The sequence below is a fragment of the Kluyvera genomosp. 2 genome (assembly GCF_036759865.1).
Classification (GTDB): domain Bacteria; phylum Pseudomonadota; class Gammaproteobacteria; order Enterobacterales; family Enterobacteriaceae; genus Kluyvera; species Kluyvera ascorbata_B.
Map to the genome: position 1 here is coordinate 122,525 of NZ_JAPKIA010000012.1, position 13,960 is coordinate 136,484.

Here is a 13,960-nt window from a genome sequence, read left to right on the forward strand (position 1 = left end):
TTATAATGACCTTAGCTCAGACGGCCGTGGCACTGTTTGTATTTTTTACCGGAACCGCAAGGGCATGGGTCATTACGGCCCACTTTACGTTCGCCGGTCTGCGCGGCCAGATCCTGCGCGGCGGCTTCGTCATCGCTCTGATGGCTCAACTGCTGCATCTGTGCCAGACGCTCGGCTTCTTCACGACGCTGCAGTTCCATCGCTTCAACTTCCTCCGGCATGCGCACCTGCACTTTGCTCAGGGTGCTGATCACTTCATACTTCAGCGACTCCAGCATGGCGGCAAACATAGAGAAGGATTCACGTTTGTACTCCTGCTTCGGATCTTTCTGCGCATAGCCACGCAAGTGGATCCCCTGACGCAGGTAGTCCATCGCGGCCAGGTGCTCTTTCCACAGAGAATCCAGCGTTTGCAGCATCACGCCTTTTTCAAAGTGACGCATCATCTCAGCGCCGACCACTTCTTCCTTACGTTTGTACACCTCAACGGCGCTTTCCAGAATACGCTCGCGCAGCGTCTCTTCGTGCAGTTCAGGCTCTTTATCCAGCCACTCAGAGATAGGCAGATCGAGGTCGAAGTCGTTTTTCAGACGTTCCTGCAGGCCAGGGATATCCCACATTTCTTCCAGCGACTGCGGCGGAATGTGCGCATCGATGGTAGCTTTAAACACGTCTTCGCGGATGCTGTTGATGGTTTCGCTAACGTCGCTCACGTCCAGCAGTTCATTACGCTGGGTGTAGATCGCACGGCGCTGGTCGTTGGCAACGTCATCGTATTCCAGCAGCTGCTTACGAATATCGAAGTTGCGGCTTTCCACTTTACGCTGCGCGTTAGCAATTGCCTTGGTAACCCACGGGTGTTCAATCGCTTCGCCCGGTTTCATCCCCAGTTTACGCATCATGCCGGACACGCGGTCAGAGGCAAAGATACGCATCAGGGCATCTTCCATCGACAGGTAGAAACGGGAAGAACCCGCGTCACCCTGACGACCGGAACGGCCGCGCAGCTGGTTATCGATACGACGAGATTCGTGACGTTCAGTACCAATGATATGCAGACCGCCAGCCGCCAGCACGGCGTCGTGACGAACCTGCCAATCGGCTTTGATCTGCGCAATTTGTTCCGGGGTTGGGTCTTCCAGCTGCGCGACTTCTGCCTGCCAGCTACCGCCCAGCATAATATCGGTACCACGACCTGCCATGTTGGTGGCGATGGTCACGGCAGAAGGGTAACCCGCCTGTGCAACGATATCCGCTTCGCTAGCGTGGAACTTGGCGTTCAGCACGTTGTGCTTGATACCCGCTTTGGTCAGCTCATGGGAAACCACTTCAGATTTTTCGATAGAGATAGTACCGACCAGCACCGGTTGGCCTGCCGCAGTACGCTCTTTAATATCTTCGATGATCGCCTGAATTTTTTCCGCTTCGGTCATGTAGACCAGGTCCGGCATGTCTTTACGGATCATCGGACGGTTGGTCGGAACAACCACGGTGTCCAGCTTGTAGATAGAGCTGAATTCGAACGCTTCGGTATCTGCAGTACCGGTCATACCGGCCAGTTTTTCGTACAGACGGAAGTAGTTCTGGAAGGTGATGGATGCCAGCGTCTGGTTTTCGTTCTGGATTTCAACGCCTTCTTTCGCTTCCACGGCCTGGTGCAGGCCATCGGACCAGCGACGTCCCTGCATGGTACGACCGGTGTGTTCATCGACGATGATAACTTCGCCGTCTTTCACGATGTAGTCGACGTCACGGGTGAACAGCACGTGAGCGCGCAGCGCGGCAGTAACGTGGTGCATCAGCATAATGTTGCCCGGCGAGTAGAGCGACTCACCTTCGTCCATGATGCCTTCTTTAACCAGCAGCTCTTCAATCAGCACCAGACCGCGTTCGGTCAGGTTAACCTGACGGGCTTTTTCATCTACGGAGAAGTGGCCTTCACCCTGGAAGGTGTCGGAGTCTTCTTTCTCCTGACGCACCAGGTGAGGAATGATTTTGTTAACGCGCTTGTACATTTCCGAGCTGTCTTCTGCCGGGCCGGAGATGATAAGCGGGGTACGCGCTTCATCGATCAGGATGGAGTCGACCTCATCCACCAGCGCATAGTGCAGTTTACGCTGTACGCGTTCTTCCGGGCTGAACGCCATGTTGTCGCGCAGGTAGTCAAAGCCGTATTCGTTGTTAGTACCGTAGGTAATGTCGGCATTGTAGGCTTCGCGCTTAGCAGGCGCCGGCAGACCAGACATGTTGACGCCCACGGTCATGCCGAGGAATTCGAACAGCGGACGGTTGTTTTCGGCGTCACGCTGAGCCAGGTAATCGTTGACGGTCACAACGTGCACGCCCTTACCGGACAGCGCGTTCAGGTAAGCCGGCAGGGTCGCGGTCAGGGTTTTACCTTCACCGGTACGCATTTCCGCGATGCAGCGATCGTTCAGGACCATCCCACCCAACAGCTGGACGTCGAAGTGGCGCATACCGAATACACGTTTGCTGGCTTCACGTACCACGGCAAACGCTTCCGGGATCAGGCTTTCAACGGTTTCCCCTTTTTCAATACGGGCACGAAATTCGTTTGTTTTAGCCTTCAACTCGTCATCGGAGAGCTTTTCCATTTCTGGCTCCATCGCGTTGATAACAGCGACGGTTTTGCGCATACGGCGCAGGGTACGATCGTTACGACTACCAAAAACTTTGGTCAATAATTTGATTAACATAATAAAATCTCAAACGCCCCGCCATCGCGGAGTCATAAAAATAAAGGAGTTAACACGGTTATTTTCAGACGAGGCGCTGCGGCCCGGCGCGAATACCCTGCACCTGGCTTACCCAGGCAGGAATGCTAAAAACCGGAGGTGAGAAGGCGGGTAATGCCGCCCCCTGAGCAATCACAATCGACGGCTGGCTCTCGACGTTGAGCAGCGCATTCAGGGTATCGAGCAGCGCCAGGTGCTGTGCCGCCTGCAGTGGCGACGTCGGCTCGGCAACCGGAGAGGCGGTTGGCGCCATGGCAAAAGAAAGGTGGCGAATAACGGTGCGAATAGCATGCTGATGCCAGTAGTCTACGCTGAAGGAGGGGCGACGATTGCTTTCCAGCCGCGCCAGCTGCGAGAAGTCAATTCTCTGCGCCGGATTATGGTTACTGGTTGTTGCGCGGGCGGGGGAAGCCGGTTCGGCGTTGTTCGCAAGCGCAGGCAGACCAAAACCGGCAGCAACCATCCCCAACAGGAGATGCGGCCAGAAGTAGCGTCTACCAAACTGTCGCCAACGCGTCAGCATTCCACTCACGTAATGTTCCACCTTCGGTTTAAGTACCGTTATTCTATTTTAGCTCGAGGATATTACCATTAATGCCGCGTGACAGCAGCAGGAATGACGAAAACAGCCGCGAAAAACGGGTTAAGAATGCAGCGGTTGTGCAGCCGTGTGATCTTTATTGGCAGGGGAAAAGAAAATGGCAGGAGCAAAAAGAAAAAACGACTGGTTCCCTGACCGGAGAGAGTGCCAGGTTGCCAGTCGAATTTACGCTATGGTCGGGCTTATGCCAGAACCATTGACGGTGCTTTGAACGCCATCGGCAGTTCTGCGTCGTCCTCGAAGGTCACAAATTCCCAAGCTTCCTGTTTTGCCAGGACCGCCTGCAGAAGTTTGTTGTTCAGCGCATGACCGGATTTATACGCGGTAAATGCACCGATAATGTTGTGACCACACATGAACAGGTCGCCGATTGCATCCAGCATTTTGTGACGAACGAATTCATCTTCAAAACGCAGGCCGTCTTCGTTCAGTACGCGATAATCGTCAACAACGATGGCACAATCGAAGCTGCCGCCCAAGGCCAGGCCACGGGACTGCAGATATTCGATATCACGCATGAAACCGAAAGTACGAGCACGGCTAATCTGTCGCATGAACGCGTCTGCGGAGAAGTTCATGGCATAACGCTGCGTGCTGGCATCAATAGCCGGATGGTTAAAATCGATGGTAAAGTCCAACGAGAAACCATTATACGGTTTGAATTCAGCCCACTTATCGCCATCTTCCACGCGAACCGTGTCTTTAATGCGGACGAATTTCTTCGCGCAGTTCAGTTCATCGATGCCGGCATCCAGCAGCAGATAAACGAACGGTGCGGCGCTCCCGTCCATAATCGGGATTTCTGGCGCATCGACTTCAACAACGATGTTGTCGATACCCAGGCCCGCCAGCGCAGCGTTCAGGTGCTCTACGGTAGAAATCCGCACGTCATGCTCGTTGACCAGGCAAGTACAGAGCATAGTATCACGCACAGATTTGGCATCGGCCGGAAAATCTACCGGTGGATTCAAGTCGGTGCGACGATAGATGACCCCGGTATTTGCCGGCGCAGGGCGTAGCGTCAGCGTGACTTTTTTGCCGGTATGTAAACCGACGCCAGTCGCCTGAACGATACGTTTAAGAGTCCTTTGTTTGATCATCGTATAATCTCGCCAAATTAACTATCCAACCGAAGTGTACTACACATTCGGTGGGCCAGTTTAGCACAAAGAGCGCTGATTCCCAACTTCCAGCTAATTCTTAGTCAGCTTGCTTACGCAGGAAGGCCGGGATATCCAGATAATCCGGTTCTTTGGTGGTCTGCGGCGTATTGTCGTTGACCACTTTTGCTGCCGGTTTCTGCTCTTGGGTCAGCGGCGCCATACCGTGCTGCTGATAGCGATCCAGCGCCGGCTGCGGCGTCTGCTTGTTGGTGACCAGGGTAATCTCCGGACGTTTGTCCATACCGATACCGGTGGCAACGACGGTCACGCGCAGTTCGTCGTTCATGTCCGGGTCAAGGGAAGTACCGATAACCACGGTCGCATTGTCAGAGGCGAACGCACGGATGGTGTTACCCACGGTTTCGAACTCATCCAGACGCAGGTCGAAGCCCGCAGTAATGTTGACCAGCACGCCGCGTGCGCCGGACAGGTCGATGTCTTCCAGCAGCGGAGAAGAGATAGCCATTTCAGCCGCTTCTTCCGCACGGTCTTCACCGCTCGCCACGCCGGAACCCATCATCGCATAGCCCATTTCGGACATCACGGTGCGCACGTCTGCAAAGTCGACGTTCATCAGGCCCGGACGAGTGATCAGCTCAGCGATACCCTGCACTGCGCCTTTCAGCACGTCGTTCGCCGCGCCAAACGCGTCGAGCAGAGAGATACCACGACCCAGCACTTTCAGCAGCTTGTCGTTCGGGATGGTGATCAGGGAGTCCACGTGCTTGGACAGCTCGGTGATACCCTGCTCCGCGAATGCCATACGCTTCTTGCCTTCAAAGTTGAAAGGCTTGGTCACAACGGCAACGGTCAGGATACCTAAATCTTTAGCCACTTCCGCAACCACTGGCGCTGCACCGGTACCGGTACCGCCACCCATGCCGGCTGCGATAAACACCATGTCTGCACCGTCTAACGCTGCGCGCAGCGCTTCGCGGTCTTCGTCGGCCGCGTTACGGCCCACTTCCGGGTTGGCCCCTGCGCCCAGACCTTTGGTAATACCGCTACCGATCTGGATAGTCTGGCCAACAGCCGTTTTACGCAGTGCCTGTGCGTCGGTGTTAACGGCGAAGAATTCAACGCCTTCGATGCGCTCGCGCACCATGTGTTCAACGGCATTACCGCCGCCGCCACCGACGCCGATGACTTTAATCACCGCGTCGTTGGTCAGTTCCATAGGTTCAAACATAGTTTCTCTCCGTTTTGTGCCTGTCGCCCGAGACCGTGAATGTGCGTCGGTCTCTTTAAAAATTAAAACTCTTTGCGTAACCAGCTATTCAGTCGTTTGATCCACGATCCGACCGATGCCGTGACGCGCTTTTCTACTTCTGCTTCACCGCTCAGATGGGACTCTTTCCCATAGTGCAGCAGGCCCACCGCCGTTGAATAGTACGGCTCCTGGGCATAGTCTGTCAGACCGGTAATGTTCAGCGGCGCACCAATACGCACCTGCGTATGGAACACGCGCTGCGCGCAGGCGGCTAAACCTTCAATCTGCGCTGCGCCACCGGTCAACACAATCCCCGCCGCGAGGTGATGTTTAACCCCCTGCTGACGAAGCTGTTCCTGTAACTGTAAAATCTCTTCATTGACGAGGTTCAGCAGCTCGGTATAACGCGGCTCAATGACCTCTGCCAATGTCTGGCGCTGCAGACTGCGCGGCGGACGTCCGCCCACGCTCGGCACTTCAACGCTCTCATCTTTGCCCACGATCGAGCCCAACGCGCAGCCGTGGCGCACTTTAATCGCTTCGGCGTCGCTCGGCGGCGTGCCGAATGCATAAGCGATATCGCTGGTCACCACGTTACCCGCATACGGGATCACTTTCGTGTGGCGCAGCGCGCCGCCAGTATACACGGCGATATCCATTGTACCGCCACCGATATCCACGACACAGACGCCCAGCTCACGTTCGTCTTCCGTCAATACGGAATAACTTGACGCCAGCCCGGCGAAAATCAGCTGATCGACCTTCAGCCCACAGCGCTCTACCGCTTTGACGATATTCTTCGCCATATCGTTGTGGCAGGTAATCAAATGTACCTTGGCCTGCATACGCACGCCGGACAAGCCGACCGGGTTCTTGATCCCTTCCTGGTAATCAATGGCGTATTCCTGCGGAATCACGTGCAGAACACGATGTTCATCGCGCACGCGAACCGACTTCGCCGTGTGCACCACGTTCTCAACGTCTTCCAGCGTCACCTCTTCTTCAGAGATGGGCACCATACCAATTTCATTTTGACAGCTAATGTGTTTGCCGGAAAGCGCCAGATATACAGAAGAGATCTGGCAATCCGCCATCAGCTCAGCCTGATCGATAGCGCGCTGTACGCATTTTACTACCGATTCCAGGTCGTTAACTCCGCCTTTATCCATACCCCGGGATGGGCAACTGCCGACCCCAATGATATTAATCACTCCGTCGGGCAGAACTTCCCCTACTAAAGCGGCCACTTTTGCAGTGCCAATCTCCAGTCCAACTACCAGTTTTCTGTCCGTCGCCTTGATCATTGTTGTTCTGCCTGTGCCTGATTCTGTTGTTGATTAGTATCCGCCGCAGGAGCAGGTTCCCAGCCTACTGCCGCCCCCGAGTCATAACGCAAATCAACATAGCTAATCCGATTACCCTCTGTTTGCGCCTGCTGTTCCAGAACCGGATACAGTTCCAGGAAACGCGCCAGCCGCTTCATCGTATCGCCCCGCCCCAGATTCAGCTTGATACCGTTATCAAGCGTCAGCTGCCACGAACGGCGCGCGGTCATCGCCGCAACCTTCAACGTGAACTTCCCTTTCGCGAGCACCGCTCCCATGTCGTGATAGCCCTGCAAGACTTCGCTTGCGCTGCCTTCCGGGCCATAGAGCATAGGCAAATTCTGCTTGCTGGTGCGATCGGCCGGGACGCTGAAGGCCGTGCCTTCTGCATCTACCATGTGCTGATCATTCCAACGCGCAATTGGCACATATTCAACCAGATGAATCTTCAATTCGTCCGGCCACTGCTTTCTTACGCTTGCCTGCTTAATCCACGGCAGGCGTTCAATCTGGCCCTGAACGATATTCACGTCCTGAGTCATAAAGGTTCCCGGCGATCCCAGCGCCAGGATGGACTGACGAATATCATCGTTACGCGTGTAGTGGCGCTCGCCGGTCACCACCAGTTTTGAGATGGGCAAACGTTGCGCATCTTCCATCCAGCCCAGCACGACCCAGCCGCTCACAAACACGGTACACAGCACCGCCAGCAGGAACAGGATCCCCGCTAAACGCGTTCCATTATTGCGCCGTGAAGCGGCATACTCTTCTTCTTCACGGTTCCGCGTATTCAGCGCAGCCTGCGACATATCACCCCGCCAGGTCCAGAATTCGTACTACCAGCTGCGAGAAACTGATTCCCGCCTGTCGCGCCGCCATCGGCACCAGACTGTGGCTGGTCATCCCCGGAGACGTGTTCGCTTCCAGTAGATAATACTGCCCGTCACTGTCCTGCATGACATCAATCCGCCCCCACCCCTGGCAACCTAACACTTTCCAGGCTTTCAGCACCAGAGATTGCATTGCGGCTTCCTGGGCAGGTTCCTCACAGCCAGGGCAGAAATATTTCGTCTCATCAGAGAGATACTTCGCCTCATAATCATAGAAGGTTCCGGCTGGTTGGATGCGAACTGACGGTAAAATTTCTTCACCGAGCACCGCCACCGTAAACTCAGGCCCACTGAGCCATTTTTCTACCAGAACTTCGTCATCATGTTGAAACGCCTGCGCTAATGCCGGCGCCAGCTGCGCACTCTCGGTCACTTTCGACATGCCGACGCTGGAACCTTCGCGGCTGGGCTTGACGATCAGCGGCAACCCCAGCCCGGCGAGCTGCGTGAGCACCTCATCCGACAGCCCGTTTTCAAACGCCGCGCGGTCAACGGCCACCCACGGAGCAACCGGCAGCCCGGCGCCCTGCCACAGCAATTTGCTGCGCAATTTGTCCATGGAGATAGCCGATGCCATCACCCCGCTGCCGGTATAAGGCAGCTGAAGCAGATCCAGCAGACCCTGCAGCGTGCCATCTTCCCCGCCGCGGCCGTGCAGCGCAATAAACACTTTCTGAAAACCCATGTTTTTCAACTGGGTAACATCGGTCTCTTTTGGGTCAACCGCATGAGCATCGACGCCAGCCTCACGCAGCCCCGCCAGCACCGCCGCGCCGGAATTCAGCGATACCTCGCGCTCGGCGGAGGTCCCGCCGAGAAGAACCGCGATTTTATCAGCCATGGCGCGGTTCCTCCTGAGTTTGCGGCTTCAGTTTGATTTCAGCTAAGTTACGCGCGATTTTACCAATATTTCCCGCGCCTTGAATTAGCACGAGATCATTACCCGTCAGCACAGAAGCCAGCATTTCCGCAACCTGAGCCGGATCGGAGACCAGAATCGGGTCCACTTTGCCGCGCCCGCGGATGGTACGACACAGCGAGCGGCTGTCGGCCCCCGGAATCGGCGCTTCACCCGCCGGGTAAACATCGAGCATCAGCAGCGCGTCAACCTGGGTCAATACGTGCGCGAAATCATCGTACAGGTCGCGCGTACGGGTATAACGGTGCGGCTGGAATACCATCACCAGTTTTTTATCCGGCCAGCCAGCGCGCGCGGCTTTAATCGTCGCATCCACTTCCGTCGGGTGATGACCATAGTCATCCACCAGCATGGCTGAACCTTCTTTGCCGTTGACTTCCGCCAGCGGGAATTCACCGAGGAAATCAAAGCGGCGACCGGTACCCTGGAAACTTTCCAGCGCGCGCAGAATCGCATCGTCTTCGATACCCTCTTCGGTGGCTACCGCAACCGCCGCCGCCGCATTCAGGGCGTTATGGCGCCCCGGGGCGTTGAGCGTTACACGCAGGTTGTCTTTATCCTGACGCACCAGCGTGAAGTGCCCCTGCGGGCCAATCTGCTGGTAACCTTCAACGCGCACGTCGGCGTCATCGCTGAAGCCATAGGTCGTCGTCTGACGGCCCACGCGCGGCAGCAGTTCGCGAATCACCGGGTCGTCTACGCACATCACCGCGCGGCCATAAAACGGCAGGTTGTGCAGGAAGTTAATAAACGTCTGCTTTAAATTTTCGAAGTCGCCCTGGTAGGTATCCATATGGTCGGCTTCAATATTGGTGACAATGGCCACCATCGGCTGCAAATGCAGGAACGACGCATCGCTCTCATCCGCTTCCGCAATCAGGTAACGGCTATTGCCCAGGCGCGCGTGCACGCCCGCCGCTTTCACCAGACCGCCGTTAACGAAGGTCGGGTCCAGCCCGGCTTCCGCATAAATGCTCGCTACCATTGCGGTGGTGGTGGTTTTACCGTGCGTCCCGGCAATCGCGATGCCGTGACGAAAACGCATCAGCTCCGCCAGCATCTCGGCGCGGCGAATCACCGGAATACGTGACTCACGAGCCGCCACAATCTCAGGGTTATCGGCAGAGATCGCCGTTGACACCACAACAACACTCGCATCGCGCACGTTTTCCGGGCGATGGTTGAAATAAATGGTGGCGCCCAGTTTACTCAACTGCTGGGTCACCGGGTTCGGCGCCAGGTCGGAACCGCTGATCTGATACCCTTCGTTGGCCAGTACTTCGGCAATACCGCCCATACCGGCGCCGCCGATGCCAACAAAGTGAATGTGCCGGACGCGACGCATCTCGGGCACGATAGAACGCAGTTTCGCCAGTTGTTGTGTATTCATTCTCTAAACGCCATCACTTCAAAAATTCGGGCGACGCCATTGCGCCGCGATGATTAAGCCTTTGCTGCCAGGCTGACTTCTTTTGCTACCCGCTCGGTAGCATCCGGGATAGCCGCCGCGCGCGCGCGTTCGGCCATCTCTAATAAGGTGGTGCGATCCCAGCTTGCCAGGGTCTCGGCCACCGCTTGCGCCGTGAACTGCGGCTGCTCGTAGATCTTCGCCGCGCCGGCTTTTTCCAGCGGCAGCGCATTCCAGTACTGCTGGCGGTCTTTATGCTGGAACGGGACGAAAATGGCCGGCAGACCGGCTGCCGCGATTTCGCTGACCGTCAGCGCGCCGGAACGGCACACCACCACGTCGGCCCACGCGTACGCAGCCGCCATGTCGTCAATAAATTCAGTCACTTTGTGCTGCGGCTGACCGGCATCGACGTAAGCCTGCTCAACGGTCTGCTGAGCGCCCTTGCCGCTCTGATGCCAGAGGGTGACCGCATCGCCCAGACGCTGCGCCACCTGCGGCATGGTCTGATTCAGGATGCGCGCGCCCTGAGAGCCGCCAACCACCAGAACGCGGATCGGACCCTCGCGGCCCACCAGGCGCTGCTCCGGCAGCGGCAGCGCCAGTACGTCAACGCGTACCGGGTTACCTACCACTTCGGCATCCGGGAATGCCCCAGGGAAAGCTTGCATCACTTTGCTGGCAATTTTCGCCAGCCATTTGTTCGTCAGCCCGGCAATACCGTTCTGTTCGTGCAGGACCACCGGGATGCCCAGCGACCACGCAGCCAGACCGCCTGGGCCGGATACATAGCCGCCCATGCCCAGCACCACGTCCGGCTTAAAGCGCTTCATGATAGCCCGCGCCTGGCGCCAGGCGTTGAAGATACGCATCGGCGCCAGCAGCAGGGCCTTCAGGCCTTTACCGCGCAGCCCGGAAATATGGATAAAATCAATCTCAATGCCGTGCTTCGGTACGAGGTCGGCTTCCATACGATCGGCGGTTCCCAGCCAGCGAACCTGCCAGCCCTGATCCATTAAATGGTGCGCAACCGCCAGCCCGGGGAACACGTGTCCGCCGGTACCGCCCGCCATCACCATTAGCCGCTTTGTTTGACCGCTCATCGAGAACCTCGGGTAAACGCCTGTGCTTTCTCCAGGCGAGTTTCATAATCAATTCGTAACAAGAACATAATGGCAGTCGACATAATCAGAAGACTGGAGCCGCCGTAGCTGATCAGAGGCAGCGTCAGGCCTTTCGTCGGCAGCATACCGGCCGCCGCCCCTACGTTCACCAACGCCTGGAAACTGAACCATACGCCGATTGCGCAAGCCAGGAAGCCAGAAAAACGTTGGTTAATCTCCAGCGCTTTGCGACCGATGGACATGGCGCGGAAAGCGACGAAGAATACCATTAAAAGTGCCAGTACCACACCGATATAACCCAATTCCTCGCCGATGATGGCGAAGATGAAGTCGGTGTGCGCCTCAGGCAGGTACTCCAGTTTCTGTACCGAGTTACCTAACCCCTGCCCCCACATCTCGCCACGGCCGAAGGCCATCAGGGATTGAGTCAGCTGGTAGCCGCTGCCGAACGGGTCTTCCCACGGGTTCCAGAAGGAGGTCACACGGCGAATACGATACGGTTCGGCGAGGATCAGCAGTACGACCGCGGAGATCCCCATGCCGATGATGGCGATGAACTGCCACAGCTTGGCGCCCGCCAGGAACAGCATCGCCAGGGTGGTCACAAACAGCACCACCACGGTACCCAGGTCAGGCTGCGCCAGCAGTAAAATCGCCAGTACGAAAATCACGCCCATTGGCTTTAAGAAGCCGCGCAGGTTGTTGCGCACCTCGTCAGCTTTACGCACCAGATAGTTGGCGATATAGCAGAACAGCGACAGCTTGGTCAGCTCGGCAGGCTGAATACGCAGCGGGCCAAAGGCAATCCAGCGCGATGCCCCGTTAACCGAGCTCCCCACCACCAGTACAATCAGCAGCATCCCGATAGAGGCGATCAGCATGAACGTACTGTGCTTCTGCCAGAACGACATCGGCAGTCGCAGCGTCACCAGCGCCAGCACAAACGCCAGCAGAATATAAAGGCCGTCACGCTTAGCGAACAGGAACGGGTCGTTCGCCAGACGCTGGCCCACCGGCATCGACGCCGAGGTCACCATAATGAAACCAATCGCCGCCAGGCCAAGCGTCAGCCACAGCAGCGTGCGGTCGTACATAATCAGGCTGTCGGTATCTTTCTCCCGGGAGCCCATCACCCAACCCTTCAGCGCCGCGAACATCCAGCCGAATAGCCACGCGAACGCGCGCATACCCGGCACACGCGGCAGGCGTAGCCGCGGCAGTCTCAGGCGCGGGAGAGACAAACGCATCAACCTAACTCCCTGGCAAGACGAGCAAACACGTCGCCGCGCTGCTCAAAACTCTTAAACTGATCGAGGCTGGCGCACGCGGGCGACAGCAGCACCATATCGCCCGCTTTGACCTGCGGCGCAATCAGGCGCATTGCCTGCTCCATCGTTTCCGTCTGGGTGGCGATTTCCGGACGCAGCGCGGCCAGCTCGCCGCCGTCGCGGCCAAAGCAGAACAGACGAATATTGTCGCCGGTGAGGTAGCGCTGCAGCGGCATAAAGTCGGCCGATTTACCATCGCCGCCCAGCAGCAGGTAAAGCGTCCCGGCAACGTGCAGGCCATTTAAGGCCGCTTCGGTACTGCCGACGTTGGTCGCTTTTGAATCGTTAATCCAGCGCACACCGTTATGATCCAGCACAATCTGGAAACGATGGGCCAGGCCGGTAAAGGTGGTCAGCGCTTTGAGGCTGGTTGCACGCGGCAGACCGGCGGCATCCGCCAGCGCCAGCGCCGCCAGGGCATTGCTGTAGTTATGCTGCCCGGTTAGCGGCATTTCTTTCACGTTGAGGACCTTTTCGCCCTTCACGCGCAGCCAGGTTTCGCCCTGCTGGCGGTTAAGGTGATAGTCGCCAACGTCAACGCCAAAGCTCACGCAGCGTTCATCGGCACCGCGCACCGGCATGGTCAGGCCATCGTCGGCATTCACCACGCACACGTTGGCATGTTCATACACCCGCAGCTTCGCAGCGCGATACTGCTGCATACCCAGCGGGTAGCGGTCCATGTGATCTTCGGTCACGTTGAGAATGGTTGCCGCCACCGCGTGCAGACTGGAGGTGGTTTCCAGCTGGAAGCTGGAAAGCTCAAGCACGTACAGCTCGCGGGACGGATCGAGCAGCATCAGCGCAGGCAGGCCGATATTCCCGCCGACGCCGACGTTAACGCCCGCCGCTTTTGCCATTTCACCCACCAGCGTGGTAACGGTGCTTTTCCCGTTGGAACCGGTGATGGCAACAATCGGCGCCTGTGCTTCACGGCAAAACAGTTCGATATCGCCAACGATTTCAATCCCGGCATCCGCGGCCCGACTCAGCGCCGGATGCGCCAGCGCGATACCAGGGCTGGCAACGATCAGGTCGGCTGCCATCAGCCAGTCTTCGTTCAGACCGCCAACATACCGCTCGACCGATTCCGGCAGTTTATCCAGACCGGGCGGCGTCGCTCGGGTATCCATTACGCGCGGCGTGACGCTCTGCGCGAGGAAGAAATCCACGCAGGACAGCCCGGTCAGTCCAAGACCAATGATGACGACGTTTTTACCCTGGTAATCTGCCATG

At 57.2% G+C, this 13,960-nt stretch carries 11 protein-coding genes; all 11 read right to left on the bottom strand.

Annotated features, from left to right (window positions below):
* Positions 1-11 precede the first annotated feature (11 nt).
* Positions 12-2,717, bottom strand: coding sequence for a preprotein translocase subunit SecA (gene secA, locus V6942_RS14615; protein ID WP_182929464.1), 2,706 nt, complete (start codon positions 2,715-2,717; stop codon positions 12-14).
* 64 nt (positions 2,718-2,781) lie between these two features.
* Entirely contained in the window at positions 2,782-3,288 is a 507-nt protein-coding gene (gene secM / locus V6942_RS14620) for a secA translation cis-regulator SecM (protein ID WP_197974843.1), read from the bottom strand.
* 251 nt (positions 3,289-3,539) lie between these two features.
* The gene (gene lpxC / locus V6942_RS14625; protein ID WP_106925417.1) at positions 3,540-4,457 is read right to left on the bottom strand and encodes a UDP-3-O-acyl-N-acetylglucosamine deacetylase; all 918 of its coding nucleotides are present in this window, start codon (positions 4,455-4,457) and stop codon (positions 3,540-3,542) included.
* A 100-nt stretch (positions 4,458-4,557) separates the two neighbouring features.
* Positions 4,558-5,709, bottom strand: coding sequence for a cell division protein FtsZ (gene ftsZ, locus V6942_RS14630; protein WP_182928388.1), 1,152 nt, complete (start codon positions 5,707-5,709; stop codon positions 4,558-4,560).
* 62 nt (positions 5,710-5,771) lie between these two features.
* Positions 5,772-7,034 carry a cell division protein FtsA gene (gene ftsA, locus V6942_RS14635; protein WP_035893041.1) on the bottom strand — a complete coding sequence of 421 codons (1,263 nt, stop codon included), beginning with the start codon at positions 7,032-7,034 and terminating at the stop codon, positions 5,772-5,774.
* The gene (gene ftsQ / locus V6942_RS14640) at positions 7,031-7,864 is read right to left on the bottom strand and encodes a cell division protein FtsQ (RefSeq protein WP_106925412.1); all 834 of its coding nucleotides are present in this window, start codon (positions 7,862-7,864) and stop codon (positions 7,031-7,033) included. Before ftsQ ends, ftsA begins: the two co-directional genes overlap by 4 nt.
* 1 nt (position 7,865) lies before the next feature.
* Positions 7,866-8,786 (bottom strand): D-alanine--D-alanine ligase, encoded by a 921-nt coding sequence (locus tag V6942_RS14645; RefSeq protein ID WP_333501400.1) that lies wholly within the window; start codon positions 8,784-8,786, stop codon positions 7,866-7,868.
* Positions 8,779-10,254 (bottom strand): UDP-N-acetylmuramate--L-alanine ligase, encoded by a 1,476-nt coding sequence (gene murC, locus V6942_RS14650; RefSeq protein ID WP_106925408.1) that lies wholly within the window; start codon positions 10,252-10,254, stop codon positions 8,779-8,781. The genes V6942_RS14645 and murC overlap by 8 nt, the downstream gene beginning before the upstream one ends.
* A gap of 53 nt (positions 10,255-10,307) precedes the next feature.
* On the bottom strand, positions 10,308-11,375 hold the full coding sequence (gene murG, locus V6942_RS14655; RefSeq protein ID WP_106925406.1) for an undecaprenyldiphospho-muramoylpentapeptide beta-N-acetylglucosaminyltransferase: 1,068 nt from the start codon (positions 11,373-11,375) through the stop codon (positions 10,308-10,310).
* The gene (gene ftsW / locus V6942_RS14660; protein ID WP_106925404.1) at positions 11,372-12,643 is read right to left on the bottom strand and encodes a cell division protein FtsW; all 1,272 of its coding nucleotides are present in this window, start codon (positions 12,641-12,643) and stop codon (positions 11,372-11,374) included. Before ftsW ends, murG begins: the two co-directional genes overlap by 4 nt.
* A complete protein-coding gene (gene murD / locus V6942_RS14665; RefSeq protein ID WP_106925402.1) occupies positions 12,643-13,959 on the bottom strand; it encodes a UDP-N-acetylmuramoyl-L-alanine--D-glutamate ligase in 1,317 nt (438 codons plus the stop codon). Before murD ends, ftsW begins: the two co-directional genes overlap by 1 nt.
* Between the last annotated feature and the right edge of the window lies 1 nt (position 13,960).

What these genes read in the sequence shown, in the direction of transcription:
- murG (WP_106925406.1), bottom strand. Translation starts at nt 11,375, where the DNA reads ATGAGCGGTCAAACAAAGCGGCTAATGGTGATGGCGGGCGGTACCGGC.
- murC (WP_106925408.1), bottom strand. Translation starts at nt 10,254, where the DNA reads ATGAATACACAACAACTGGCGAAACTGCGTTCTATCGTGCCCGAGATG.
- ftsW (WP_106925404.1), bottom strand. Translation starts at nt 12,643, where the DNA reads ATGCGTTTGTCTCTCCCGCGCCTGAGACTGCCGCGGCTACGCCTGCCG.
- murD (WP_106925402.1), bottom strand. Translation starts at nt 13,959, where the DNA reads ATGGCAGATTACCAGGGTAAAAACGTCGTCATCATTGGTCTTGGACTG.
- ftsZ (WP_182928388.1), bottom strand. Translation starts at nt 5,709, where the DNA reads ATGTTTGAACCTATGGAACTGACCAACGACGCGGTGATTAAAGTCATC.
- secA (WP_182929464.1), bottom strand. Translation starts at nt 2,717, where the DNA reads ATGTTAATCAAATTATTGACCAAAGTTTTTGGTAGTCGTAACGATCGT.
- lpxC (WP_106925417.1), bottom strand. Translation starts at nt 4,457, where the DNA reads ATGATCAAACAAAGGACTCTTAAACGTATCGTTCAGGCGACTGGCGTC.
- ftsA (WP_035893041.1), bottom strand. Translation starts at nt 7,034, where the DNA reads ATGATCAAGGCGACGGACAGAAAACTGGTAGTTGGACTGGAGATTGGC.
- V6942_RS14645 (WP_333501400.1), bottom strand. Translation starts at nt 8,786, where the DNA reads ATGGCTGATAAAATCGCGGTTCTTCTCGGCGGGACCTCCGCCGAGCGC.
- ftsQ (WP_106925412.1), bottom strand. Translation starts at nt 7,864, where the DNA reads ATGTCGCAGGCTGCGCTGAATACGCGGAACCGTGAAGAAGAAGAGTAT.